23 protein-coding genes are annotated in these 21,948 nt (G+C 66.2%); 10 read left to right on the forward strand and 13 right to left on the reverse strand.

Annotated elements, in window-relative coordinates; all coding sequences use genetic code 11:
• Positions 1 to 400: 400 nt before the first annotated feature.
• From NGR01S_RS11190 to catA, 4 genes are all read right to left on the reverse strand, one after another.
• Positions 401 to 1,348 carry an SDR family NAD(P)-dependent oxidoreductase gene (locus tag NGR01S_RS11190; RefSeq protein ID WP_063036107.1) on the reverse strand — a complete coding sequence of 316 codons (948 nt, stop codon included), beginning with the start codon at positions 1,346 to 1,348 and terminating at the stop codon, positions 401 to 403.
• A gap of 279 nt (positions 1,349 to 1,627) precedes the next feature.
• Positions 1,628 to 1,918, reverse strand: coding sequence for a muconolactone Delta-isomerase (catC, locus tag NGR01S_RS11195; RefSeq protein WP_063036108.1), 291 nt, complete (start codon positions 1,916 to 1,918; stop codon positions 1,628 to 1,630).
• Between the two features lie 11 nt (positions 1,919 to 1,929).
• Positions 1,930 to 3,051, reverse strand: a complete 1,122-nt coding sequence (locus NGR01S_RS11200) for a muconate/chloromuconate family cycloisomerase (protein WP_063036109.1) — start codon at positions 3,049 to 3,051, stop codon at positions 1,930 to 1,932.
• A 30-nt stretch (positions 3,052 to 3,081) separates the two neighbouring features.
• Positions 3,082 to 3,930, reverse strand: coding sequence for a catechol 1,2-dioxygenase (catA, locus tag NGR01S_RS11205; protein WP_063036110.1), 849 nt, complete (start codon positions 3,928 to 3,930; stop codon positions 3,082 to 3,084).
• Positions 3,931 to 4,056: 126 nt separating this feature from the next.
• Between catA and NGR01S_RS11210 the strand changes: the two genes are divergently transcribed.
• Positions 4,057 to 4,827: an IclR family transcriptional regulator domain-containing protein gene (locus tag NGR01S_RS11210; protein ID WP_063036111.1), complete on the forward strand. Its 771-nt coding sequence runs from the start codon at positions 4,057 to 4,059 to the stop codon at positions 4,825 to 4,827.
• Positions 4,828 to 4,834: 7 nt separating this feature from the next.
• Here NGR01S_RS11210 and NGR01S_RS11215 read toward each other — a convergent pair whose 3' ends face one another.
• The 6 genes from NGR01S_RS11215 to NGR01S_RS11240 all read right to left on the reverse strand — a co-directional run bounded on the left by NGR01S_RS11215 (position 4,835) and on the right by NGR01S_RS11240 (position 9,774).
• Positions 4,835 to 5,455 carry a response regulator transcription factor gene (locus NGR01S_RS11215; RefSeq protein ID WP_063036329.1) on the reverse strand — a complete coding sequence of 207 codons (621 nt, stop codon included), beginning with the start codon at positions 5,453 to 5,455 and terminating at the stop codon, positions 4,835 to 4,837.
• 77 nt (positions 5,456 to 5,532) lie between these two features.
• Positions 5,533 to 6,090 (reverse strand): nuclear transport factor 2 family protein, encoded by a 558-nt coding sequence (locus NGR01S_RS11220; protein WP_063036112.1) that lies wholly within the window; start codon positions 6,088 to 6,090, stop codon positions 5,533 to 5,535.
• Positions 6,087 to 7,415, reverse strand: a complete 1,329-nt coding sequence (locus tag NGR01S_RS11225) for an amidase (protein WP_084480660.1) — start codon at positions 7,413 to 7,415, stop codon at positions 6,087 to 6,089. The genes NGR01S_RS11220 and NGR01S_RS11225 overlap by 4 nt, the downstream gene beginning before the upstream one ends.
• Positions 7,412 to 7,681: a hypothetical protein gene (locus tag NGR01S_RS11230; protein ID WP_063036113.1), complete on the reverse strand. Its 270-nt coding sequence runs from the start codon at positions 7,679 to 7,681 to the stop codon at positions 7,412 to 7,414. The genes NGR01S_RS11225 and NGR01S_RS11230 overlap by 4 nt, the downstream gene beginning before the upstream one ends.
• On the reverse strand, positions 7,657 to 8,214 hold the full coding sequence (locus NGR01S_RS11235) for a flavin reductase (protein ID WP_063036114.1): 558 nt from the start codon (positions 8,212 to 8,214) through the stop codon (positions 7,657 to 7,659). The genes NGR01S_RS11230 and NGR01S_RS11235 overlap by 25 nt, the downstream gene beginning before the upstream one ends.
• Positions 8,215 to 8,280: 66 nt before the next feature.
• Positions 8,281 to 9,774 carry a PAS domain-containing sensor histidine kinase gene (locus tag NGR01S_RS11240; RefSeq protein WP_063036115.1) on the reverse strand — a complete coding sequence of 498 codons (1,494 nt, stop codon included), beginning with the start codon at positions 9,772 to 9,774 and terminating at the stop codon, positions 8,281 to 8,283.
• A gap of 169 nt (positions 9,775 to 9,943) precedes the next feature.
• Between NGR01S_RS11240 and NGR01S_RS11245 the strand changes: the two genes are divergently transcribed.
• The 8 genes from NGR01S_RS11245 to NGR01S_RS11280 all read left to right on the forward strand — a co-directional run bounded on the left by NGR01S_RS11245 (position 9,944) and on the right by NGR01S_RS11280 (position 16,971).
• Positions 9,944 to 11,104: an acyl-CoA dehydrogenase family protein gene (locus tag NGR01S_RS11245; RefSeq protein ID WP_063036116.1), complete on the forward strand. Its 1,161-nt coding sequence runs from the start codon at positions 9,944 to 9,946 to the stop codon at positions 11,102 to 11,104.
• Positions 11,105 to 11,133: 29 nt separating this feature from the next.
• Entirely contained in the window at positions 11,134 to 11,499 is a 366-nt protein-coding gene (locus tag NGR01S_RS11250) for a hypothetical protein (protein WP_063036117.1), read from the forward strand.
• 20 nt (positions 11,500 to 11,519) lie between these two features.
• Positions 11,520 to 12,812, forward strand: coding sequence for an aromatic ring-hydroxylating oxygenase subunit alpha (locus NGR01S_RS11255; RefSeq protein ID WP_063036118.1), 1,293 nt, complete (start codon positions 11,520 to 11,522; stop codon positions 12,810 to 12,812).
• Positions 12,805 to 13,317 (forward strand): aromatic-ring-hydroxylating dioxygenase subunit beta, encoded by a 513-nt coding sequence (locus NGR01S_RS11260; protein WP_063036119.1) that lies wholly within the window; start codon positions 12,805 to 12,807, stop codon positions 13,315 to 13,317. The genes NGR01S_RS11255 and NGR01S_RS11260 overlap by 8 nt, the downstream gene beginning before the upstream one ends.
• Positions 13,314 to 14,054 carry an SDR family NAD(P)-dependent oxidoreductase gene (locus NGR01S_RS11265; protein ID WP_063036120.1) on the forward strand — a complete coding sequence of 247 codons (741 nt, stop codon included), beginning with the start codon at positions 13,314 to 13,316 and terminating at the stop codon, positions 14,052 to 14,054. Before NGR01S_RS11260 ends, NGR01S_RS11265 begins: the two co-directional genes overlap by 4 nt.
• A gap of 8 nt (positions 14,055 to 14,062) precedes the next feature.
• The gene (locus tag NGR01S_RS11270) at positions 14,063 to 15,019 is read left to right on the forward strand and encodes a PDR/VanB family oxidoreductase (protein ID WP_063036121.1); all 957 of its coding nucleotides are present in this window, start codon (positions 14,063 to 14,065) and stop codon (positions 15,017 to 15,019) included.
• Between the two features lie 114 nt (positions 15,020 to 15,133).
• Positions 15,134 to 15,433, forward strand: a complete 300-nt coding sequence (locus tag NGR01S_RS11275; RefSeq protein ID WP_063036122.1) for a DUF485 domain-containing protein — start codon at positions 15,134 to 15,136, stop codon at positions 15,431 to 15,433.
• On the forward strand, positions 15,430 to 16,971 hold the full coding sequence (locus NGR01S_RS11280) for a solute symporter family protein (RefSeq protein WP_063036123.1): 1,542 nt from the start codon (positions 15,430 to 15,432) through the stop codon (positions 16,969 to 16,971). The genes NGR01S_RS11275 and NGR01S_RS11280 overlap by 4 nt, the downstream gene beginning before the upstream one ends.
• A gap of 70 nt (positions 16,972 to 17,041) precedes the next feature.
• On the opposite strand, the gene NGR01S_RS11285 is transcribed toward NGR01S_RS11280, so the two are convergent.
• Genes NGR01S_RS11285 through NGR01S_RS11295 form a run of 3 tightly spaced genes read right to left on the reverse strand, consistent with a single transcriptional unit; the run spans position 17,042 to position 20,542 of the window.
• A complete protein-coding gene (locus NGR01S_RS11285) occupies positions 17,042 to 18,454 on the reverse strand; it encodes an MFS transporter (RefSeq protein ID WP_063036124.1) in 1,413 nt (470 codons plus the stop codon).
• 13 nt (positions 18,455 to 18,467) lie between these two features.
• A complete protein-coding gene (locus NGR01S_RS11290; protein WP_063036125.1) occupies positions 18,468 to 19,499 on the reverse strand; it encodes a 3-hydroxybutyryl-CoA dehydrogenase in 1,032 nt (343 codons plus the stop codon).
• On the reverse strand, positions 19,496 to 20,542 hold the full coding sequence (locus NGR01S_RS11295) for an NAD/NADP-dependent octopine/nopaline dehydrogenase family protein (RefSeq protein WP_245664528.1): 1,047 nt from the start codon (positions 20,540 to 20,542) through the stop codon (positions 19,496 to 19,498). The genes NGR01S_RS11290 and NGR01S_RS11295 overlap by 4 nt, the downstream gene beginning before the upstream one ends.
• Positions 20,543 to 20,729: 187 nt before the next feature.
• On the opposite strand from NGR01S_RS11295, the gene NGR01S_RS11300 reads away from it, so the two are divergent.
• A complete protein-coding gene (locus NGR01S_RS11300) occupies positions 20,730 to 21,743 on the forward strand; it encodes an Lrp/AsnC family transcriptional regulator (RefSeq protein ID WP_063036127.1) in 1,014 nt (337 codons plus the stop codon).
• Positions 21,744 to 21,948: the final 205 nt, after the last annotated feature.

Raw genomic sequence — 21,948 nt, forward strand, 5'->3', positions numbered from 1 at the left:
CCGGTAACCCTCCCGGTCAGCGGAATTCACCCGGTCCGCCGACGGAGATTCCGGCGTGTAATGGGGCGGCGCCCACGGCATGCCCACCGGCACTGCCTGCCACCGAGCGTCGGCCCCGCCATCACCTTCCCGGCCCGTCGCCGATCCGAAAGGACTGGTGAAATATGAACTTCGACGTCGTGCTGCCGGGGCCGATCATATTCCGGACCTCCACCCCTGGTCACATTCGCTCGACTTGAACGGTTTCCGGCGTATCCTCACGACCCTGGACGAATCGGGCTTCCATGCCGTGCCGGTCTCCGAGCATTGGCGATGCCGCAGTTCGAGGTACCCGGGCTCGGGGATGCCGACACCTCGGTACTCGATAGTGCGTGGGGCGGCAGAAGGCAGGTTGCCGTTCCTAGAAGACGGTGCCGACCCCGTCTTGCCAGGGGACCCGAGTGTCGAGCATGACCTTGTCCAGCGTGTTCCGTGCGACGATATGACCCTCGGTGCTCATGACGGCCGCGAAGTTCTCCCGGATCCGTTCCATGGACAACTCGCCGGGTTCGGCCTGATGTCCCTGCCCGACCCCGACGAACACCCGCCGCATATGGTCGCCGCCGATCACGAACATCTCTCCAGAGGCCGGAACGTCCCGGTGCGCGAGGAATCCGACGGCGGGCGCCGCGGACTCGGGGGGATAGTACTGTGCCATCCCGGCGGCGATACTGTCGCCCATCAGGCCGGTCATTCGTGCCGCCGCGGTCGGCATCACACAGTTGACCTTGATGTCCTTGTTCTCCGACGCGGCGCGATGGGCGAGATTACGGGTGAGTCCCCAGGTCGCGCCCTTCGCTGCGGGATAACCCGCGGAACTTCGCATGCCCAGGAACGCGGACGACGATACATTGACGATCCGACCGTAGTCGCGGTCCCACATATGCCGCCATACCGCGCGGGTGACGAAGAAGGTACCGCCGGCCGCGACCATGAGATCCGCCTGGTACTGCTCGTCGGTGTTCTCGTCGATCGGTCCGCGGGAGACGACAGCACCGGCGTTGTTGACCACGATATCCACCTGCCCCCAGGTATCCAACGCCTGCGCGATGATCGCCCTGCCGCTCGCACCGGTGGCAACCGTATCGAAGTTGGCTTCCGCGACACCGCCGGCGTCGACGATCTCCCGCGCCGTCCGCGTCGCGGGCCCCTGATCGGACCCGGTGCCGTGGATGCTGCCGCCGAGGTCGTTGACCAGTACACGCGCACCGCGTGCGGCGAGGAACAGGGCATACGCGCGACCCAACCCGTGCCCCGCACCTGTTACCACCGCGACCTGTCCGTCGAACCCCATCATATTGCTGCCCATGGATACCGAGAATCACCGATCGCGCCGAGAATGCGAAGCACGTCACCCGCTCAGTGGAAAGTCGCCCGATGACGAGGCCAGGTGATGTTGCTCGATGCGCGGCGCCCTCGAGGTCCCGGTCAACCGAACGGGAATGTGCAACCCGCCGAGGGGAAGTGGCAGGAAGGATTGCTGGAGATTTGGATGAGATTTGGATACGAGCTGGTCGGGCCGCCCTCGGGGCTGGTGCACGAAGAGGGTGGTTCCACGCCTCGGGCGCGCAGATGTCGGGTGGCCGGGTCAGGCCACCGACTCGATCGCGGAGGGATGAGTGGTGAGTGGCAGAATGCTGATGGTCATATAGGGGAACAACGGAAGATTCCAGAGAATTTCGTGGAGTTCGGCGGGCGATTCGACGGCGAAGACGCTGATATTGCTGTACTGGCCGACGATCCGCCAGATATGTCTCCACTTCCCGGCCTGCTGGAGCTCCTGTGAGTACTTCTTCTCGCGGGTGACGATATCGGTGCGGACGGCCTCATCGAGGTCGCGGGGGATGTCGACGTCCATCCGGACGTGGTAGAGGTGCATATGAATCGTTCCTAGTTGCGGGACCAGCGTTTGACGGCGTCCATATTCAGTTCCACCCCGAGCCCGGGGCCGGTCGGCAGATGTACCTGCCCGTCGGCGTAGCGCAGCGGTTCCTGCAGTAGCTCCTCGCTGAACAGTAGAGGGCCGAAAAGTTCGGTGCCGAAATCTATTCCGGGTTCCGAACAGGCGAAATGAATCGAGGCGGCGGTGCCGATCGGCCCCTCGATCGACGTGGCGCCGTGGCAGGCCAGCCCCGCGGCGCGGGCGACTGCGACCACCTCACGGCTGCGGCGCAGTCCGCCGCATTTGGTGGTCTTGACCGCGATCACATCGGCGGCGCGGCGGCGGGCGACTTCCAGGGCGTCGTGCGGAGTGTGCACGCTTTCGTCGGCCATCACCGGAATCGGCAGCAGTGCGTTCAGCTCCGCCAAGACCTCCAGTTGCTCACCAGGAGTTGGCTGTTCGATCAACTGGACACCGCCGTCTGCCAGCCGAGGCAGATAGCGCAAGGCAGTGAGCCGGTCCCAGCGCGCGTTCACATCGACCCTGACTCCGGCTTGCCCGGCGAGGGCTTCTGTTACTCGCAGCACGCGGTCGGTATCGGCGGCCGGGTCGAGGGCGCCCATTTTGAGCTTGAAGCTGAAATGCCGGCGCTTCTCGATCTTGTCCCGGGCTTCTGTGATGATCTCCTCGACCGGCGCCGAGCCCAGCGCCCAGGTGACGTCCACCGCTGTCCGGAAAGCTCCGCCCAACAGGGTGTGTACCGGTACGTCCAAGCAGCGGGCCCAGGCATCGTGCAAAGCGACGTCCACGGCGGCTTTGGCGAAGCGGGCGGCGGCCACCACCCGCTCGATGTCGGCCATGATGGCGGTGATCTCGTCTACTCGGCGCCCGAGCAGCACGGGGACCAGGTATCGCTCGACGACAGCCTGCATCGTCTCGACCGATTCACCACCCCACCACGGGCCTCCGGGCACCACGCCCTCGCCGTAGCCGGTGACGCCACCGCCGGTGGTGATCCCGACCAGCAGGATGGGTTGCGCGTCCATCGAGGTGGTGGCGAACTTGTGCGGCCGTACCAGCGGTACATCCAGGACGGTGGTCTCGACCGAGACGATCGACAGGTCTGACATCGAAACTCTTTCCTGCGGAGGCGAAGTGGTTCAGGCGGGATCCAGCGCGAAGTTGTAGGTCACACGGTTGATGCCATCGTCACCGTTGACCGGGTCGAGAATCAGTTCGGGTTTGGTGGCCGAAGCGACATCGCTGTCGATCCACTCGCCGCCACGGAAGTAGAGCTGGGTGGTCACCGATTCCCGGCCCGCGGCCGAGACGATGAGATGCAGATGCGCCGGCCGCCACGGGTGGCCGTTCTGCGCGGTGATGAACGCGCCGGTCGGGCCGTCGGTCGGGATCTGGTACGGCGCCGGCTGGATGGTGCGGATCGAGTACCGGCCCTCGCTGTCGGTGATGATGGTTCCGCGCAGGTTCCATTCCGGCAGATGCGGGGCGAACTGGGAGTAGTAGCCGTCGGCATCCGCGTGCCACAGTTCCAGCTTCGCGCCGCCGAGGCCCTTACCGTCGAGATCGGTGACCTGGCCGGAGAAGATCAACGGTGTCTGCTCGCGGTCCTGCGTGCGCATCGGCAGCTCGCATTCGGCGGGCAGTTCCGGTGCCTCCGGGACGTAGTAGGGCCCTTCGATGCTGCCCTTGGTGCCCTTGCGGCTCTTCGCCAGTACTTCCTCCACCGCGTGTTCGATGAACACATCGAGGAACAGCGGCCATTCGCCGCCTTCGCCTACGTCGATCAGCCACTGCTTGAAGATGCGGTACTCGGGATAGGTGACGCCGTGCTCGAGGATCACCTTGTGCAGGGCACCCAGGGCGTCGCGGGCGATGGCCGCCAGGCGCTCCGGGGAGGTGTCGGTGGTGGCCCGCTCGCCCTTGAATTTGTCGGTAGCGGCGGTGCCGGAGCCGAGCGCGGTGGGCGAGACGGCTTGGGTGGTGGTCATATCGAACTCCTCGGAGAGGACCGGGGGAAGAAGAGGTACGCTATGCGTACATAGATAACGCAATGCGTACCGATTACTGTGCGCGTGGTCACTTGGTTTGTCAAGAAGAGAATGGGACCGGACCGTATGAGCGAGAACGAGCGCGACTACATCCAGAGCATCGAGCGGGGATTTGCCGTGCTCACCGCGTTCGACAGCGACCGGCCGAATCCCACACTGGGCGAACTGGCGCACGCCACCGGGCTGGCCAAACCGGTGGTCCGCCGTATTCTGCTGACTTTGCAGCGGCTCGGCTACGTGGCCGGCTCCGGCCCGCGCTGGACGCTCACACCACGCGTACTGAGCATCGGGCAGCATTACTCGGCCACCCACACGCTGCTCGAACAAGCCATGCCGCATCTCCTCGCGGTAGCCGACGAACTGCACGAATCCGCGTCGCTCGGCGTCCTCGACGGCGCCGAGGTGGTGTATGCCGCGCGGGTACCGGTGCGCCGGATCATGAGCATCAATGTCTCGGTCGGCACCCGCGTACCGGCCTATGCGACCTCGATGGGCCGCGCGCTGCTGGCGTGGGCGCCGCGGGCGACACTCGACGAGGTGATCGCCCGCACCGAGTTCCGCCCGCTGACCGCCACGACGATCACCGATGCCGACCGGCTCGAGCGCGAGCTCGCCCTCGTCCGGGAAAAAGGCTATGCACTCACCTCCGAAGAACTGGAGAAAGGATTGATTTCGATCGCCGTTCCGGTAAGGGACCAGTCCGGCTCGGTCGTCGCGGTCATCGCCTGCTCGACGTCCACCGGCCGGACGACAGCCGAGGATTTCGAGCGCACCGCGAGTGCCGCTGTGTCGGCTGCGGCCGGTGAACTCAGCCGCGGTCTCGGATGGACACCCTGACCCCGGGTCAGACCGTGACCCGGTAGGCGAGGATGTCGCGGACCAGCGTGCCCAAGCTCTCGGCGTCGGTTTTCGCCTTGATCCGCGCCCGGTGCACATCGACGGTCTTGACGCTGGTCCCGAGCCGGCTGGCGATCTGCTGGCTGGACCTGCCCTCGATGACCAGGTGCAGTACTTCCCGTTCACGAGGCGTGAGATCGGCCAGCCGCTGCTCGACCCGCAGGCGTTCGGCACGCTCGGCGAAGGCCCGATCGGCGGCGAGCAACTGTTCCTGCACCACCTCGAGCATGCGCTGCGGCTCGTAGGGTTTTTCCAGGAAATCGACCGCCCCGGCCCGCAGGGCACGCACCGACATGGGGATATCGCCGTGCGCCGAGCAGAAGATGACGGGTGCGGGATAGTCGCGCCGGTTGAGTTCTTCCTGTAACTGGAATCCGCTCAACCCGGGCATCCGGACATCGACAATGATGACTCCGGCCTCGTCCAGATCGGCTTCTTCCAGAAAGGAGGCCGCCGTGGCGTAGGTCAGCGCGTCGATTCCGACGCTCTGCAGTAGAAACGCGAGCGATTGGCGCAGGTCCTCATCATCGTCGACGATATGGACGACCGGGGAGTGAGCACCGCTCATGCTGTTCGATTCTACGGGGGAGCAGTTCGGCGGGGCGCTCGGATGGTCGATCGGCGAATATCTGGTGGACACCTCGATCACGGCCTCATCAGCACCGAACTGGCCGGAAAACTGTCCGCGAAGGCATGCGGCAGCGGGGCAACGAAGACATTCTCCGTTCGAGTGCGCGCGATCTTCCAGGACCCGTCCACCCGACGGAAGGTGTTGTTGAGCCGGCTCGAGCGCAGCAGCCCGGTGCCGTCGGAGTACAGCCACGGTTGCATATGAATCCATTGACCGGCAGCCGAATCACCGTCCACCCGGATCTGCTCGGCGGTGAGGTAGTGCGCATTGAGCACCAGAGCCGAGTCGCGGCCGGGATCCCAGAACCGTTCGAAATGGGCGCGGATGGCGTCGCGCCCGACGAGGCGGCCGAACTGGCCGTCGTAGTACTCGCCGACCCCCTCCCAGATCGCGTCCTCGGTGTAGAGCTCCATGATCAGGTCGATCCGCTGTGCGTCGTCGGTGACTCCGAACTCGGGGCAGGGGGTGTCGCACAGGAACATATATCTTGCCTGCAGCCGCCGTATCTCGGCCTCGCCTTCCAATGTGTCGATCCGGCGGGTCAACCGCTCGATGGTTTCGAAATCGGTCATGACGTTCTTCCGGTCGTCGGTGCCGGCGAAGACGGCGGGGCGGACGAAGGAACCCGGCTGATGAGGATGGTGCGGTCCTGTATCCAGGCGGCCGTGCGGAGCAGCGCGGATTCTGTTCGTGGTGGTCCGATGACCTGCACGCCGAGCGGTAGGCCCTGCGGTGTGCGCAGGCCGGGGACAGTGACGACGGGCAGCCCGAGGGCTTGCCAGGCGCGGCTGAGTACCGGGTCGCCGGTGGCCGCCAGTCCGACCGGCGCGGGGCCGGGAGCGGCGGGTCCGACCACGGCGTCGTAGCCGGCGAACATATCCAGCACCTCGCGCCGCGCGTTTTCCACAATCCGGCGCGCCTCGTCGTAATCGCTCTGGTCGGTGGCGGCTCCGGTACGCAGCAGTTCGGCCAGCGGTGCGCTCAATGCGTCGGCACGAGCGAGTTCACCGGCGCGTTCCCGGGCGGCCTCGAAGGCCATGACCACTCGGTGCGCGGCAGTGGTGTCGGCAACGGTCTGTTCGGCGGCGAAATCGATGACGGTGGCGCCGTCCGCGCGCAGCCGCTCCCGCAGCGTCGCGATCGCGTCGGCCATCACCGGATCCACAGCGTCCAGCGGCGCCGCGGTCCAGAAGGCCAATCGTGGCGGCCGCGGAGAAGCGGCCGATGGGTCCGGAACTCCGCGCAGTGCCGCCCACGCGCAGGCCAGGTCGCGGACCTGCGCGGCGTAGTAGCCGTGGCTGTCCAGACTGTGTGCGAGCCCGGTTATACCGGTGGTGGGCAGCAGGCCCCGCGTCATGACCAGGGCCGCGACCCCGCAGTAGGCGGCGGGCCGGGTCACCGAGGCCGCGGTCTGCGAACCGAGGGCCAGCGGTACCTGACCGGCGGCGACTGCGGCGGCCGACCCACTCGACGAACCGCCGGGTGTATGTCGCGGTGCCGCCGGGTTGCGGGTGGGGCCGGGCGCGAAGTAGGCGAATTCGGTGGTGACGGTTTTGCCGGCGGGCAGGGCACCCGCCGACCGCCACAGTCGCACGATCTCCGCGTCCTGGGCCGCGGGTTCGCTGTCCGCACGCAGCACCGAGCCGCACCGGGTGGGATGACCGGCGACGTCGATGATGTCCTTCACACCGAACGGAATTCCACCCAGAGCTCCATCCGGCGTGGGGAACTGCGGCCGTGGGTTGCGGGTGACCCAGGCGGCCAGTGTCTCTTCGGTGGCGGTGATCCGGTCGGCCGAACGTTCCCAGGCTGCTGCGGCGTCGGTGCGCCCGGCGGCCATATCGTCGACCAGGTCGCGTAGCGACCACGGCGCGTAAAGGGATTCGGAAAAGGTCATGATTCGATCCACTTCGCCTCGGCCGACCAGTAATCCATACCGCTCGCACTCACCGCGTGCCGCCAATCGGAGATGCGGCGCAGGCCGGGTTCGGCCAGTGCGGTGATCCGGTCGGCGGCGTCCGGGCCGTCCTCCGCGACCTGCCAGTGCACCCAGTTCAGCTCGTGCCCGTCGGCATCGTGCAGGAACAGATCGACATGGCGCCAGCCGTAGCCGTGCGTGTCGTTGTAACACATGAGCGTCATGCGGTGGTCCGTGTCGTCCATCCGGTGGTCTCCTGCTCGGGGTGCGATCGATGGTCGAGGCCGATGCTGTGGAAGCGCCGCTGGAAGTAGACGAGTGCCCCGGTGTTCTCCCGGACATCGACGCGCTGCACGCTCACCAGGAAGATCGAGTGCGAACCCTGGGTATGGTCGCTGATGATTCGGCCGACTACCCGTGCCGCCGCGGTCCGCAGCATCGGGATGTCCTCGGTGTCGTGATCCCAGACGGGCCATTCGAACCGTTCGGACATCGGGATTGCGGTGGCACCGGCGAAATGCCCGGCCAGTTCCTCGTCGCATGAACTCAGGATGTTCACGCAGAGCCGCTGGTTGCGACGGAAGATCGCGTGGGTGTAACTGGACTGATTGACGCACACGATCATCGTGGGCGGGGTGTCGGTCACCGAGCACACAGCGCTGACCGTGATGCCTGCGCGACCACTCGGTCCGTTGGTGGTGACGACGTTGACTGCGGCCGAAAGATTCGACATCGCAGCCCGGAAGTCACGCTGCTCGGCGGTCAATTGCTTGGTCATGGCATCGACGCTACGAGTGATCTACGCCTCGAGGTATCGAGATTTCCTCCGGGTGCGCTGAAGGTTTTACTTATTCGCCGTGGGTGCCGGCAAGGTGAAACCGAAGACCGATCCGCCGCCGTCGGCCGCGCGGCACCAGATACTTCCGTGCTGCCGGGTGATGATCCGATAACTCAAGGCCAGCCCGATACCGCTGCCGTGTGATTTCGAGGTGAACGAATCCAGGAACGGATCCCGCGGCACCCCGCGGCCGTAATCGCGGACGGTGAAACATCCTCCGTCGTCGCGACGCGTGGTGGTGAGCACGATGCGCCGCGAGCGGGGTGGGCACTGAGCCATCTCGTCGATGGCGTTGAAACACAGGTTGACGATGACCTGGCCGGTGAGCACCCGCTCGCAGCGTATTCTCACCGGGTCATCGGAAAGCTCCAGTTCGACCCGGACACCGGCCTCATCCGCCCGTAACCGCACGAAATACAAGCACTCGGCTACGATCTCGTTCAGATCGGCCACCTGCTCGACCTGTTCCAGATGGCCGACGAACGCCCGCAGGGTGGAGACGATGGTCGCGGCGCGGTCGATCTGTTTGCGGGCCGCTTCCACACCGACGGTGACCCGGCGGTCGAGCCCCTCTCCGGCGGGCAGATGTGAGCGGATTCCCGCGATGTAGTTGCCGGCGGCTGCCAGCGGCTGGCCCAATTCGTGGGCTATTGCCATCGCCATATCGCCCATGGCGTTGTACCGGGCCAGATAGTTCTCCCGCTGTAGTTCGAGCCCCCGTTTCTCTTCGTCGCGGACCCGGTCGGAGACGTCGTGTACCAGCATGAGGTAGGCCGTCACACCGGCTTCGTCCAACCGTTCCAGGCTGCCGTCGAGCCAGGAGGTGGAACCGTCCGCCCGGTCGATCTCCAGGCGCACCGAAGCGACCGGGTCGGCGTCCGCGGCCACCGCCTCCCATTCGGTGCGCCGGCCGTCACGGTGCAGGTGGGCATACTGCGTGAGCTGCGGTCCGGCCGGCAGCTCGACGGCCGGGTCCAGCCCGAGCCGGGTGAGCGCGGTATCGGTGGCGAAGCGGATCTCACCGGCTTCGTCGAGGACGAACGCCATGGTGGACGTGTGCCGGGCCAGGGCTTCCACATAGGTCGTGGTCAGCCGCAGGGCGCGCTCGGTGCGTTGTTCGCGTTCGATATCGCGGAACTGCACCATCACCGCGGGTCCCTGAGCGAGCTCGATCCGGGTGGCCACCGAGTCTGTCGGGATGATCCGCCCCGATTTGGACCGGTAATGCCATTCGATCCGGCTGGTGCCGTGCTCGACCGCATCCTGGAGCCAGGCCCGGCCGATCACACGGTCGTACTGCTGGGCGGAACTGCTCATATCGTGGGCTTTCAACGGTCGGATCTCGGCGAGATCGAAACCGAGCATCGCGCAGGCTGCCGGGTTGGCCCACAGGATGTTCTTGGTGGCGGCGTCGTGCACCAGGACACACACCTCGGTGGTGTTCATCATCGTGACGAAATCCGAGACAACCAGTTCCGGGGCTTGCGGATCGACGGACATCGCGCCAGCGTAGCCTTTCCGAACTGCGGGTTTCCGATCGTCCGGGGTCGACTGAAGGTTTCCCCTACAAGGGTGGTGGTTCCCACCCGCCCGCGCGCGGGCTTTACCGATGTTCGTGTGACCGCGATCTCCCTACCGTCGAAGGACAGCCCATCGACGACAGGAGCAGGTGATCGTGACCACCTCGCAAGCCACGGTCCGGTCCGCGACCGGCGCGACGGATCTCGACGACGTCCTCGTCGAGCTCGCCGCGCGGCGGCAGGAGTTCGGCGAGCAGAAGTACGTGCCGCGGGATTTCGTCGCGCGGCTCAAAGAAGTGGGCGTCTACCGCGCCGCGACCCCGCGGCGCTTCGGCGGGGAACCCCTGGCGCCCGCCGAGTTCCTGCGCATCGTCGAACGTATCTCCGTCGTCGACGGTTCCACCGGATGGGTGGCCAGTTTCGGTTCGGCGCTGGTATATCTGGCGGCGCTGCCGCTGGATACCCAGGCGGCCCTGTACGCCGACGGCCCCGATGTGGTGTTCGCCGGTGGGCTCTTCCCGATCCAGCCGGCGCCCGCGGCCGACGGCGGTTTTCGGGTCGACGGACGGTGGAAGTTCGCCAGCGGGTGCATGGGCGCCGACGTCCTGGGTGTCGGGATCCCCGGCGACGCGGACACCGACGGTAAGCCCCGCACCGCTGTACTGCGCCCCGACCAGGTGGAGATCGTCCAGGACTGGGATGTGGTCGGTATGCGGGGCACCGGCTCGTTCGACCTGGTGGTACGCGATGTCGTGGTACCGCCCGAGTGGATCTTCGTCCGCGGTGGCGAACCCACCGTCGACGAACCGCTGTACCGGTACCCGACCATCGCCTACGCCGCCCAGGTGCTGGCAGTGGTCGGCGCGGGGGTCGCGCGGGCCGCCCTCGACCACGCCGTCGAGATCGGCGCGGGCCGGGCCGGTATCACCGGCGCCCCCAAGCTCGCCGATCGCCCGTACTACCGCGCCACAGTGGCCCAGGCCGAAGCCGACCTGCGCTCCGCCCGCGCCTACTTCTACGAGGTCACCGAGGAGGTATGGGAGACGGTGCTGCGCGGTGATCCCGCCACCGCCGAGCAGAACGCCCATCTGCGGCTCGCGGCGAGTCATATCGCCGCCACTGCCGCCTCGGTGGTGAACCGCCTCGTGGCGATCTCCGGTACCGCCGCCATCTTCCACGGCCACCCACTCCAGCAGTGGGCCGGCGATGCGCTGGTGCCACAGCAGCACGCCTTTCTGGGGCCGGGCCTGGTCGACGCGGCCGGCGCCGTTCTGATGGGGCAGCCCGCCACTGTGCCCGGATTCCACTGACCGACAGCCTTTCTACGACAGGACTCCCCGTGACCGACAGCCCGCTGCGCGTTCTCTTCTGTATCGGCATCAACCAGAACTTCTTCGATCTTCCGGCCGCCGGCGTCACCACCGCCGATGTCTGGACCGCCTTCGTCGCGCTGAGCGACGGGATCAAAGTGCTCGACGGTATCGATTTCATCGGCGATATCGACGACGACTCCACCATGGTCGGGCCCTCCGACAGCTGGCCGTGGACCTGCTACCTGCTCGCCGACGCCGACAGCCACGACACCGTCAAGGCCGCCTGCAACCTGGTCCGCACCATCCCGGTCGGCACGAGCGACTGGAAGCTCTGGAAGTACTTGAAGATCGAGGCCCGCATCGGCCGGGCGCTGACCCCACGCCAGTACTGACCAACCCGCCAGGAGGCATCATGACCGCGCACAATGCCGCGCTCCCGCATCGGGTATCCGCCGATCTGGTCCGCGAGGATCGGGTCGCCGCCCGGATCTACACCGACCCGGAGATCTTCGAACAGGAGATCACCCGGATCTTCGAGAGCACCTGGATCTGGGTGGCTCACGAATCCGAGCTTCCTACACCCGGCAGCTTCAAATCCACCTACGTGGGCCGCCAGCCGGTGATCGTGACCCGTAACCGCAAGGGCGCGCTGAACACTCTGCTCAACCGCTGCCGGCATCGCGGCGCGAGTATCTGCGAGCAGAAGAACGGCGTCGCCAACGGCTTCACCTGCCCCTATCACGCCTGGTCCTACAGTCTCGACGGCCAGTTGCGCGGGATCCCCTATCCCGACGGCTACGAGGGCGTCGTGGAGAAGGGCGATCTGTCGCTGAAGAAGCTGCGCACCGAGTCCTACGGCGGCATGGTGTTCGCGACATTCGACCAGGACATCGAACCGCTTGCCGACTTCCTGGGTGACGCGAAACTCTGGATCGATCGGTTCATGAAACAGGGGGGCGGCTATCCGATCAAAGTGCTGGGCACCCACCGGTTCACCTTCCACGGGAACTGGAAAATCCAGCTGGAGAACACCACCGACGGCTACCACTTCCCGATCGTGCACCGCTCCTGGATGGCCTCGGTCGACGCCGAGACCGCCGACATGATGTCGTTCATGACCGATCCGGAAGCGGTCACCCACGAACTGGGGAACGGTCACAGTGTGATGCAGATGGTGCCCGAGCACTCCGATCTCGATGCCGACGATGGCAGCGAACCGCTCCAGGCCCGTTTCGACGATCTGGTCGCCGAATTGAAGAGTGCCGGTCTCGACGACGCCGCCGTCCGGAAACTGGTGCGCGCCATGCACGGCACCGGGTTCAACCTCAATCTGTTTCCGAACGTATCCATGTCCGCGGCTTTCTTCCGGGTGCTGCGCCCGATCTCGGTCGACGAAACCATCATCGAACACCTGGCCATCGGCCCCGACGGCCCCGCCGAAATCGCGGGCCCGGTCAACCGGGCGCGGTTGCGGGTGCACGAGCACTTCCAGGGTCCGTTCGGTTTCGGCACTCCCGATGACGCCGAGGGCTGGGACCGCGTCCAGCGCGGCGCGCAGGCCGACCCCGATATGCCGATTCTGGTCAACCGCGGCCTTGCTCGCCAGAAACCGAGTCCCGAAGGCTGGCCTACCTCCCATGTCACCGACGAGACCGGTATGCGCGCCGCGTACCAGCAGTGGAAGCAGATGATGAGCGATGACTGAGACCCACGCCGCGACAGCGGTGTTCAGCGACAGCCGGGTCGCGCGCGCGATCGAGCTGATCTGGCGCGAAGCCGAACTGCTCGACCGCAGGGAGTATCACGCCTGGCAGGAGCTCTACACCGCCGATGCCCACTACGTGGTACCGATCGACCGCGACACCGAAGATTTCGACAACACCCTGAATATGATCTACGATGACGCCCGCATGCGCGGGATGCGCGTCCGCCGGATGACCGAAGGCTACGCCCTCGCCGCTGTCGATGCCGCAGTCACCACTCGCACCGTCTCCCGGTTCGTCGCCGAGCACGTCACCGAGGACGAAGTACACCTGCGGGCAGCCCAGATCCTCGTCGCCTTCAAACGTGGCCGTCACGATATCTGGGCGGGAGATCTCGAATACCGTATCCGCCTCGGCGCGGCACCGGATGACGACCGGATCGTCCGCAAGGTGATCCGCCTGGTCGACAGCGAGGACGCTGTGCCCGCCGCGGGGTTCCTCCTGTGAGCGCGCCGGTTGCCGTGGTCACCGGGGGCGCGGGTGGCCTCGGCGCGTATATCGTCCGCCGGCTGCACGCCGGTGGGCACGCTGTCGCCGTCGCCGACCTGGACGGTATCGCCGCCGCGGCGCTGGCCGCCGAACTGGACGGTGCGGTCGGGGCGCGCGGCTACGCGGTGGACGTCGCGGACAAGAGCTCGCTGGAGAAGCTGCTCGCCACGGTGGTCGCCGATTTCGGCGGGGTACAGGTGCTGGTGAACAATGCCGCCCGTACCCAGGCCCGGCCATTGCTGGAGATCAGCTCCGACGAACTCGACGGCGTCATGGCCGTCGGATTTCGCGGAACATTCCAGTCCTGCCAGCTGTTCGGCGGGCATATGGCCGCGCAGGGGTATGGCCGGATCGTGAACATGGCCTCGCTCGCCGGACAGAACGGCGGCACCGCGACCGGGGGGCACTACGCGTCCGCCAAAGGCGCGGTCATCTCGCTGACCAAAGTATTCGCCCGCGAACTGGCCGCCTCCGGGGTCACGGTGAACGCTGTATCGCCGGGACCGCAGGATTCACCTGTTGTGCACGACATCGTCGGCGCGGACAATCTCGACACCTTCGCCCGAACCATTCCCGTCGGGCGTCTCGGCGATCCGGCGTTCATCGCCGAGATGGTCGCCTTGCTCGCGTCACCGGCCGCCGCGTCGGTCACCGGAGCATGCTGGGACGCCAACGGCGGTCTCTATATGCGTTAGGAGTTCCCGTGACCGATATCAAAGTGGTGGTAGCCGACATCGTGGCGGAGACACCGAGTATCCGCGCGCTGCGCCTGGTACGGGAGGACGGGGCGCCGCTGGGCCCGTACCGTGCCGGTGCGCACATCGACGTCACCGGACCGACAGGCATCCTCCGGCAGTATTCGCTGTGCGGATCGCCTGCGGAAACCGCGTCGCTGACCATCGCGGTGAAACGGGAATCGGAATCCCGCGGTGGTTCGGCGGCGCTGCACGAGGTGCGCGCAGGCGACATCATCGAGATCGGGGAGCCGCGCAATATCCTCACCGTGGCGTCGGACGCCGACCGGCATGTGCTGGTCGCCGCCGGCATCGGCGTCACGCCCTTGCTGAGCATCGCCTACGAATTGCATGCCTGCGATGCAGAATTCACGCTGGTCTACTTCACCCGCAGTCGCGCGGAAACCGCGTTCCTCGACTTTCTGGAGAACCGGTCGGAGTTCCGGGGCCGGGTGCAGTTGCACATCGGACGCACCCGCACCGAACAACGCGCCGCGCTGGTGGCGGTCGCCGCCGGCCTCTCTCCCCGCTGCGCGGTGTACACCTGTGGCCCGGCCGGGTTCATGGATACCGTCGCCGACCTCATGACACCGGTGGTCGGTATCGACAATGTGCACATCGAACACTTCGAGGCGGCCGAGGCCGACACCTCCGGCGATACCGCTTTCAACGTCGAACTCGACACCGGTGAGAGTTTTGAAATCCCCGTCGGCCGCTCGATTCTCTCGGTGCTCGAGGAAAATGGAATCGAGGTGTTCAAATCCTGCGAGGAAGGAATCTGTGGTTCCTGCGTCTCGAATGTCCTCGAAGGAGAACCCGACCATCGTGACAACTGCCTGTCCGTCGCGGACAAGGCAGCCGGTGACCAGATGGCGCTCTGTGTCTCACGGTCGAAAACCAGCAAACTGGTCATCGAATTGATCTGATCCGCTCGATCCGGATAAAGGAATTCCGTATTCACACCGGGAATTCTTCCGATGTTCCATGTCACATCGCCGCTCTAGCGTGTAGTGGATCACACAACCGAAAGACGATTTCCCATGGAATATTCTCACGCCGAGACCGCCGCGTCCGAAGCGAATTCCGGTCTCGACGACCTCGCCCGAGAACGCGCCAGCCTGGTGTTCCGGCTCAGCGCGGTGGTGCTGCTCTTGTTCTTCCCCCTGCCCGTACTGGGTGGATTCACCTCCGTCCTGGATACGGTGGTGGTCGGCGGCGTGACCGTCGCCTGGGTCTATGCCTTCTTCCAGTTCGCCGTGGCCATTGTGGTGGCCCGCTACTACATGGCTCGTGCCGCCGCCCTCGAAAGCCGCGTCGCGCAGGAAGGCGTCCGCGCATGAACATCGTCTCCGCTTCGCTGTTCGCGGCCCTGGTGGTGGTGACCCTGGTGATCACCGCCTGGGCCGCCAGGCAGAACAAATCCGCCGCCGACCACTATGTCGCCGGCGGCGCGCTCACCGGCCGGCAGAACGGGGTCGCCATCGCCGGCGATTTCATCTCCGCCGCGTCGTTCCTCGGGGTCACCGGCGCCATCGCGCTCACCGGGTTCAACGGGTTCTACCTCGCGGTGTTCGTCCCTGTCGCGTTCGTCCTGGCGCTGCTGCTCATCGCCGAACCGCTGCGCAACCTCGGCCGATTCACCCTGGCCGACGTCCTGGCCACCCGTTTTCCGGGTAAGGACGTCCGCTCGCTCATGGCGGTCAGCACCGTGGTGATCAGCGTGGTCTACCTGGTCTCGCAGTTGGTGGGCGCGGCGCTGCTGGTCTCGCTGCTGTTCGATCTGGACTACCCGGTCGCGGTGCTCGTCATCGGCGCGCTGACCACCGCGTACACCCTGGTCGGCGGTATGCTGGCGACCAGCTGGATCCAGATCATCAAGACCGGTCTACTGCTGGTCTGCGCGGTGGCACTGTTCGTCCTCGTCCTGGTGCGCTTCGATTTCAACCCGTTCGGGCCGTTCAGTACCGCGCTCGCCGAGTTCGGCCAGCAGTACGTCGCCCCGCGACGCTCCGGTGACGCGGCCTCGTTCGACCAGTTGTCGCAGACGGTCGGGCTGGTGCTCGGTGTCCTCGGGCTCCCGCATGTGATGATCCGGTTCCTCACGGTGCCGAACGCGCAGCAGGCCCGCACTTCCGCCTATACCTCCATCTGGATCTTCTTCGGTTTCTATCTGATGATCCCGGTCCTCGGTTACGGCGCCGCCGTGCTGGTCGGTCCCGACGTTATCGCCACGGAGAACAAGGGCGGCAACCTCGCCGTCGCGCAGCTGGCGGAAACGCTCGGCGGCGGTGTGCTGCTCGCGTTCGTTGCCGCGGTCGCGTTCGTGACCATCCTGGCCGCACTGTCGGGGCTGGTGATCGCCACGTCCGGCGCCATCGCCCACGATCTGTACGGTCAGGTGCTGCGCAACGGGAAGGTTTCGCCCACCGCCCAGCATCGTGCGGCCCGGATCGCCACGGTCGCCACCTGCCTGGTCGGAGTCGCTATCGCCTTCGCCGCGCAACGCCAGAATGTGGCCTTCCTGGCCTCGCTCGGTATGTCCATCGCCGCCTGCGCCAATCTGCCGGCTCTGCTGCTCACCCTGTACTGGCGCCGGATGACCGCGCGTGCCGTGATCTCGGGCATCGTGACCGGCCTGGTCCTGTCCATCGCGGTGATCATCCTCAGCCCTGCCGTACAGGGTCCGGATTCGGTTCTGCCGTTCTCCAATCCCGCTCTGGCGGTGGCGCCCATCTCCTTCCTGGTCTCCATTGTGGTGGCGCTCGCCGGCGCGCCCAAGGGTGACGAGGCCGCGGCCGCCACCACCGTGTTCCGTTCACTGCGCATCCGCGCCCTGACCGGTCGTACGACGGAACAGCCTGTGGCTATTTCGTCCTGACAATGGTGCTTCGATGCCGGCCACCGGATGATGAGGGGTGGCCGGCATCGACGCAACGGACCGGTGTCCACTAACTCGACTGCTCCAGCGGTTTCGCGTCCTTCGGATATCCACCACGACGACCTCGGCCACCGGTGCCCGCGTACGCGCTGAGTCGCGTCCGCAACGGTCGCCCGACCGCCAGCGGCGCGGTCTCCCTACCCATCAGCAGCGCGACCAGGCTGATCAACATGAGTGCCATGGCGTAGAAGCCGACCGGGACCACAGTGCCGGTACCGCTCACGATCCGGTTCGCGACCATCGGCGCGATGCCGCCCCCGAGCACCGCGCCGACCTGGTATCCGATACCTACGCCGCTGTAGCGCTGGGTCACCGGGAACTGCTCGGCGAACATGGTGAACATCGGCCCGTACACGAACCCGGTCAAGGTGAATCCGATACAGATCACCGTGATACAGGCCAGGAACGAGCCGTGCGCGGTGACCCAGAACAACATCGGGGCGAAGACAGCGGCGGACCCCATGCCGAAGCCGATCACCGCTTTGCGGCCCAGCCGGTCGGAGAGATGGCTTCCGAGTATCACCGTCGCGGCGTGGCACGCGAGGGCGGCGGTGATTCCCCAGACAACCTGCGAACGGGAGAATCCCCGGCCCGGGTCGGGTTCGGTCAGGAAGGACAACATGAAAGTGAACAGCAGGAACGCGTAGCAGTTCTGGCCGATGTTGACGCAGGCGGCCCGGAGTACACCGCGCCAGTCCTGCCGGAGCACCGCCAGGCCGCGCGGGGCAGGCCGGTCTGCGCCGGAACTCGCATCGGCGAACTCCGGTGTCTCGGAGATCCGCGTCCGCGTCCAGATGCCGACGATGAGAACGATGGCGCCCACCAGGAACGGAATACGCCAGCCCCACGCGATCACCTGCTCCATCGGGAGCAGGAGCACGAGCGCGAAGGCGGTATTCGCCAGAATCGCGCCGACCGGGGACCCGAGGGTGACGAAACATCCGTAGAGCCCGCGACGCGACGCGGGCGCGTGCTCGGCCGCCAGCAGCACCGCTCCGCCGATCTCGCCGCCGCGCGAAATCCCGTGGAGCATCCGGAGGAAGATGAGTATCAACGGGGCAGCGATCCCGATCGCACGCGAGTCGGGTACCAGGCCCATGACCAGAGTGGCCGACCCCATCAAGATGAATGCCGTGGTGAGCGCTGCGCGCCGGCCGAACCGGTCCCCGTAGTGTCCGAAGATCACCGCGCCGACCGGTGCCATGACGAATCCGACGGCGAAGGTGGCAAAGCCGAGGAAGGTGCCGAACCACGGGTCATCGGTGTCGAAATACACCTTGTTGAACACCAGCGCCGTGGCGGTGCCGTAGATCGCGAAATCGTAGAACTCGAGGATGGTGCCGACACCGGAGGCGATCGCCAATCTCATCGGGCGCTCGCGCTCGGTCGCGGAATCGTGCTCTCGTGAACTCAGAGCTGTCACAGCGTTCTCCTCATCAGTTCTGCGACCCGCCGGCAGGGCGTGTCGAGGGAACTCCCGCGGCGTCTCGGACTGTTTGCCGTGGAAGGTCGTCGTAGCGGTGTAGTTGTCCCGTCGCGTCGAGGACCCGCGCGAAGGCCGCGATACGTTGTGCCCGATAGTCGTTCAGCGCGGTGGGCTCGATATCGTAGAAACCGCCGCCGGTGTCGCCCCGGCGTCCGGAGGCCATGTTCTGCTGGACCAGGGGAGCCGGCTCGAAGCGCTTGCCGAGCTCGTCGCGGAGATAGTTGGAGGCGTGGAACAGGGTGTCGCATCCGCCCCAGTCGATGAACTCGAGCAGGCCGAGCACGGCGAATCGTGAGCCGAATCCGATCCGGACGGCCCGGTCGATCTCCGTGGCACTGGCCACGCCCTCCTCGACCATCCGGGCCGCCTCGTTCATCACGAGCGCCTGAAGCCGCGGGACGATGTACCCCGGCGATGCGGCGCAGACCACCGGTGTCTTGCCGACCGCCGATAACAAGTCGCACGTCGCCTCGACCACTGCGGGCGCTGTCGCGGCACTCGGGCTCACCTCCACCAATGGCATCAGGTCGGCCGGGTTCAGCCAGTGCGCGTTGAGCAGGCGCTCCGGACGTGCGACGAATTCGGCCAGGCGGCTCACGAGAAAACTCGAGGTGGTCGAGGCGATGGGCGTGTCCGCGCCGACCGCCGACTCGATCCACGCCAAGGTCGCTCGCTTGATATCGAGTACCTCCGGCACTGCTTCGAAGACGAGGTCGGCCTCGGCCGGCACCACCACCTCCGGCCCGACCACCCGGATCCGGTCGAGTATCCCGGGCAGATCGGACTCGGCCAACAGCCCGAATCGGATCTTGCGCTCCAGTGACAGTCGGATCGCGGCACGGGCCGCCGTGAGATACGCCTCGGCTCCGTCGCCGCGGTCGCGGAGGTCGACCAATGTGACGTCGACCCGTCCGAAACCGAGGGCGGCCGCTATCCCCTGTCCCATGCGACCCGCTCCGACCACCACGACCGTCGCCGTCATAGCGAGAACCCTTCGTGGAGAAGCTGTTTCAGCCCCCCGCTGTCCAGCCCATCCAGTCCCAGGGCGGCCAGCGTCCGGCCGCCACTGTCCGGTGACCGTCCGGTGATCGCATTGGCTGTCGCGAGAAGCCCGCTCGCCACCGGCGTCGGTACCCCGGCCCAGTGGCCGACCGAGGTGAGCAGGGCGAGCCCGATCTCGACATCCTCGGTCATGTACCGGTGGGTGTGCAGGTCGATGTGCTCGCGCCAGTCACCACTATCGGTGAGCTTCTCGTGCGCGGCGTTACCGTACATCCATTCGTCGCCGTCCGGAGTGTAATGGTCCGCGAGTGGGAAATGCGGAGCGCCGTACCCGAGCGCGGTGCGGATGGCGATACGTTCGGTGTCGAGTGCGGTGGTGACCCGGCGGATGGCATCCTGAGTACCCTCGTTGTGGATGTCCCAGGCCGCGAAGTGCTCCAGCGGGCCGGCATTCATCAAGATCAGCGGTGGATGGATGATCGGACCCGCATTCATCAACGCCCCACTCAGCGCATCTTCGACGGGTTCGACCGGATAGATTTTCGCCAGCACCGCCAGTGCTCTTTCGCTGTCGTGCGCGGGGAGGACTCCGGTGGGCAGCCGCGTAGCGTAGCCGCTCACCACGACCCGGTTGTCCCCGTGCCTACGCGCGAGGTAGGGGAGGGTCCCGGTCTCGGCGAAGGCGATCTTGGCGGGGTTACCGGCGGCTGCTACGGCCCGCGCGAAGATCAGCGAACCGAAGCTGCCCGGCGGCAAGTACACCACCTGGCCGTCGGCCAGGTGCGGTGCTATTCGTTCGGCGAGGTCGGGGTGAGAGAAGGCGGGGACGGGTACGATGACGATCTCCGCGCCGGCCACGGCACGGCCGAGGTCGGGTTCGATGGTGATGCGGCCGTCGGAACCGATCGCCAGGGCGCGATGCCCGCGGTGATCCTCGACCCGAATCTCTCCCGCATCCAGCAGTGGTGCGAAACTATTGTGATCACGCCGCCACCAGTTGACGTCGTGTCCCTTCGCACTCATATCGGCAACCGCCGCATATGAGCCGTGTCCGCCGCCGATAACCGTGATCTTCATTTCGATAACCTCCTCGATCGCCGACCGTTGCGCAGTCGCCGATATGTGGAAGCGAACATTAAAGACGCGGTCGCCGACTTTCGCGGGATGTTCAGAAATTGAGTTGGAAGGCCACTCGATGAAGGATCGTCACGTGCCGGACGATGTTGATTTCCGTATCGTTCACGCACTACAGTCCGCACCGCGTGCTCCGTGGGGTGCCGTCGGCGATGTCGCGGGTGTCAGTGCGCCCACCGCCGCACGCCGCTGGGAACGGTTGGTGGACAGCGGTCTGGCCTGGATCGTTACCTACCCCGGCCCGGCCTATCTGAATACGCAATGTGCCGCATTCGTGGAGATCGAGGTGGCCGAGCGCGGCCCGGAACTGATGCGCGAGCTCTCTCGGGACGGCAAGGTCGCGACCATTCAGCGCACCGCCGGAGACGGAGACCTGCTTCTCACCGTCATGACCTTCGATCTCGACACCCTCGGTGACTGGGTGCAGAAGCTTGCGGGGTCCCCCATGGTCTCCCGTACTCGCACCCGCGTGGTGATGCAGGTGTTCGGGGAGAGCGAACGCTGGCGGGTGCGGGCTCTCGACATCGGCGAGGAGTCGTCCTTGTCGCGGTACCGTCCGGTACCGCGACCACTGGTCCATCAGCCGGACGCAGCGGATCTGAAGTTGATCGCCGCGCTCGCTGCCGACGGCCGACGGTCGGCAGTCGAACTCGCCGAAGTCTGTGGGATCAGCGCACCGGCCGCCCGACGCCGGCTCGCCTACCTCGTCGCCGAGCGGATCCTCTCCATTCGCTGCGAAGTCGCCCACGTACTCGGTGGATGGCCGGTCACCGCCAACGTGTGGGCCCGCGCGACACCGCGCACGCTCGGCACGCTCGTCGATGCACTCGAATCGTTCCCCCAGATCCGCGTGTGCTGCGAGGTGACGGGGACCGCGAACGTCCTGATGACGGTGTGGTTGAGGCAGATCAGTGAGTTGTCGCGCCTGGAATACCAACTCGAGTCGGGGGTACCCGGCTTCACCGTGGTGGACCGAAGTGTCACACTCGAGACGCCCAAGCGGCTGGGCTCGATACTCGACCGGGCAGGCCGATGCACCGGTTTCTATCCACTGGAGCTGTTGACGACCTGCCGCGATACCGCTCCGTGACGCCGAGCGAGGTACCGCCGCCGCCCGGTGATATTGCCGGCCTCGGCACGGAGCATCACCGAGTACTGCGCGCAGGAGGGCGCAGCGGTGACCGGGAAGCAGCTCGTCGACTACACCGCGCCGTGGATGGCCGGCTACGAGGATCCCCACGTCGATCGTCCGGGACCGGCACCCGTTCGACCGGAAAGGACCTAAGCTGACGTCC

Source organism: Nocardia grenadensis NBRC 108939 (genome assembly GCF_001613445.1).
In the GTDB taxonomy this organism is placed as follows: domain Bacteria; phylum Actinomycetota; class Actinomycetes; order Mycobacteriales; family Mycobacteriaceae; genus Nocardia; species Nocardia grenadensis.

Bases quoted from the DNA above. Each gene is read 5' to 3' on its own strand.
- NGR01S_RS11200 (WP_063036109.1), bottom strand. From the start codon at position 3,051: ATGTCAGACCTGTCGATCGTCTCGGTCGAGACCACCGTCCTGGATGTA.
- NGR01S_RS11220 (WP_063036112.1), bottom strand. From the start codon at position 6,090: ATGACCGATTTCGAAACCATCGAGCGGTTGACCCGCCGGATCGACACA.
- NGR01S_RS11260 (WP_063036119.1), top strand. From the start codon at position 12,805: ATGACTGAGACCCACGCCGCGACAGCGGTGTTCAGCGACAGCCGGGTC.
- NGR01S_RS11225 (WP_084480660.1), bottom strand. From the start codon at position 7,415: ATGACCTTTTCCGAATCCCTTTACGCGCCGTGGTCGCTACGCGACCTG.
- NGR01S_RS11255 (WP_063036118.1), top strand. From the start codon at position 11,520: ATGACCGCGCACAATGCCGCGCTCCCGCATCGGGTATCCGCCGATCTG.
- NGR01S_RS11280 (WP_063036123.1), top strand. From the start codon at position 15,430: ATGAACATCGTCTCCGCTTCGCTGTTCGCGGCCCTGGTGGTGGTGACC.
- NGR01S_RS11215 (WP_063036329.1), bottom strand. From the start codon at position 5,455: ATGAGCGGTGCTCACTCCCCGGTCGTCCATATCGTCGACGATGATGAG.
- NGR01S_RS11240 (WP_063036115.1), bottom strand. From the start codon at position 9,774: ATGTCCGTCGATCCGCAAGCCCCGGAACTGGTTGTCTCGGATTTCGTC.
- NGR01S_RS11230 (WP_063036113.1), bottom strand. From the start codon at position 7,681: ATGGACGACACGGACCACCGCATGACGCTCATGTGTTACAACGACACG.
- NGR01S_RS11235 (WP_063036114.1), bottom strand. From the start codon at position 8,214: ATGACCAAGCAATTGACCGCCGAGCAGCGTGACTTCCGGGCTGCGATG.
- NGR01S_RS11275 (WP_063036122.1), top strand. From the start codon at position 15,134: ATGGAATATTCTCACGCCGAGACCGCCGCGTCCGAAGCGAATTCCGGT.
- NGR01S_RS11190 (WP_063036107.1), bottom strand. From the start codon at position 1,348: ATGGGCAGCAATATGATGGGGTTCGACGGACAGGTCGCGGTGGTAACA.
- NGR01S_RS11210 (WP_063036111.1), top strand. From the start codon at position 4,057: ATGAGCGAGAACGAGCGCGACTACATCCAGAGCATCGAGCGGGGATTT.
- NGR01S_RS11290 (WP_063036125.1), bottom strand. From the start codon at position 19,499: ATGACGGCGACGGTCGTGGTGGTCGGAGCGGGTCGCATGGGACAGGGG.
- catC (WP_063036108.1), bottom strand. From the start codon at position 1,918: ATGCACCTCTACCACGTCCGGATGGACGTCGACATCCCCCGCGACCTC.
- catA (WP_063036110.1), bottom strand. From the start codon at position 3,930: ATGACCACCACCCAAGCCGTCTCGCCCACCGCGCTCGGCTCCGGCACC.
- NGR01S_RS11295 (WP_245664528.1), bottom strand. From the start codon at position 20,542: ATGAGTGCGAAGGGACACGACGTCAACTGGTGGCGGCGTGATCACAAT.